Annotated in this window: 3 protein-coding genes; 2 read left to right on the forward strand and 1 reads right to left on the reverse strand. The window is 43.9% G+C overall.

What is annotated here, in order from left to right:
• Window positions 1–914 (forward strand): DUF3991 domain-containing protein (locus AACX33_RS05350; RefSeq protein WP_227789459.1); only part of this gene is annotated, 914 nt, incomplete at its 5' end.
• 296 nt (window positions 915–1,210) lie between these two features.
• Window positions 1,211–1,615 (forward strand): RipA family octameric membrane protein, encoded by a 405-nt coding sequence (locus AACX33_RS05355; protein ID WP_227789460.1) that lies wholly within the window; start codon window positions 1,211–1,213, stop codon window positions 1,613–1,615.
• Window positions 1,616–1,628: 13 nt separating this feature from the next.
• Here AACX33_RS05355 and AACX33_RS05360 read toward each other — a convergent pair whose 3' ends face one another.
• Window positions 1,629–1,784, reverse strand: coding sequence for a hypothetical protein (locus AACX33_RS05360; protein WP_339406168.1), 156 nt, complete (start codon window positions 1,782–1,784; stop codon window positions 1,629–1,631).
• Window positions 1,785–1,948 lie beyond the last annotated feature (164 nt).

The raw sequence follows: 1,948 nt of genomic DNA on the forward strand, positions 1-1,948 counted from the left end.
GATTGCAATTATTGGGTGTAGAAGTGCGCCACGGATTAACACGCAACGGCAAGAGTAAAGGTATCTCCTACGCCTGGAATGAGCAAAAATTTAGCGGTACAAGTTTAGGTGCAGCCTACACCTTCCCTGGACTACAAAAACATAAAGAAATTGATTACCAACCACAACGCGACGACCAACCCATTCAGCAACTGCTGTTAAATCCAGTTAAACCGATATCCTCTGATGAAGTACAAAAGTTTCTCCAAGAGATTGAACAGAAACAACAGTCGCCATTTACGCCCCCAGCAGAAGACGAAAGCCTATGGCCTACATTAAAAAATTACCTGACTGAAAAACGCGGCTTATTACCTTTATTTGTGAAAACATTACATCAACAGGGCTTGGGTTATGTAGACCAGCAACGAAATATTGTGTTTGTCAAGCGGGATTTAGACGGTGAAAAGTCAGGCGCACTGATTTGGAATCCACAAACGCAAGATAATCGCACTGTTGAATATGACAAAACCACCAAACCTTCACCGGGTTGGTTTCACATTCAATTGGGTGGAGAGCCAGAGGATAAAATCGAGAGAGTACACTTGTGTTCTTCTCCCATCGATGCCCTGTCAGTAGCAGAGATTGACATGATAGCACATGACGGGTTGCCACCAACCAGAACAATTTACATGGCAGTGGATGACCCGGATAACTTGCCCTTAGAATTTCTCAAAACTATTAAGAGAATGGCAATCTCATTTAATAATGATGAACACGGAAATCAAGCCGCGCAAGTTCTTCAGAAAATGCTACCTGTGGCGCAAAGAATTGCACCCGAAGGAGTGACCTGGAATGAGATGATTGTGGAACAGCGGCGGCAAGAGCATCTGGAAGAGCAACGGCAAAGACACCAGGACAGAGGTTTTAGTCGGTAGTTTAGTCATCCCTCGATGCAGCGAAGTGGGCGCGAGGGAGGGGCTTTGCCCCGTCCCTCTGGACTCCCTCCCCAATGCCAGTTGTTGACCGAGCGCTGTAGAAACCCCCTGGTGAGGCCAACTAGATTCTTCGCAGCGCTCAGTCACCGCTTCGCTACAACTGGCTTGAGTAAGAGAATCAGCTTCAAAATCACGCATCTATGTTCAAGGTCTAACCACTGCCGTAACTTTTCTTCAAGGACAAGTGCTGGGATTGCTGAGATATAGTCATATCAGCACCCCTTTGGATTAAAGCAATGACAGAGAACCTAGACCAGGATGCAAAAAACAGATTATGGGAACATGGTTTTCATGAAGATACTATGTTCAGTGAAAGGTTGAACTTTTTCCTTGTTTTTGAAGGAATCTTAATTGCTGTCGTTGGGCAGCTTTATTCACAATCTCCACGAAATGTGTTTGTTGTAAAAGCAACGATTGTTTTGGGATTGCTCACTACGCTTATTTGGTGGTATGTGCAGATTCAACAAAAGATTATTCTTGAAGACCTTATGGAAAGAACCCGTGAAGCTATTCCAGAGTATCTAGTCACTGTAGAGAGAAGAAATAGACGGCGGCTGCCAATTCGAGTCATCCCGCTTTTAGCATATGGAATTCCTGGATTAGTAGTAGCCTTTTGGCTGGTACTACTCTTCTTTCTGTAATCCACAGCATCTTTTAGTTAATAACAGCAACACACTCAGGAAGTTCTGTTGTCAGAAGTAATTCCTGACGAAATTGCCCGTTCGGGACACGTTTGCGGGCTATGGCGACCAGCGCCTCCGAGATGTCGATTCTTAGAACGTCATAGCCAGCAGCTTCTAGCTCTTGCACCAAAATACCGCTTCCACAGCCGAGGTCAACTACAAAAGGGAGCAACGCGATTTTGTGAAGTCGGATCAAAAACAAGCGATCGCAAAAACTGAAATTTAAGTATTAAGTATTTTTATTTACAATTTATAAACGTATTTACACCATAAATTATCTTGATGAGATAT

This window comes from Nodularia sp. LEGE 04288 (assembly GCF_963896525.1).
In the GTDB taxonomy this organism is placed as follows: domain Bacteria; phylum Cyanobacteriota; class Cyanobacteriia; order Cyanobacteriales; family Nostocaceae; genus Nodularia.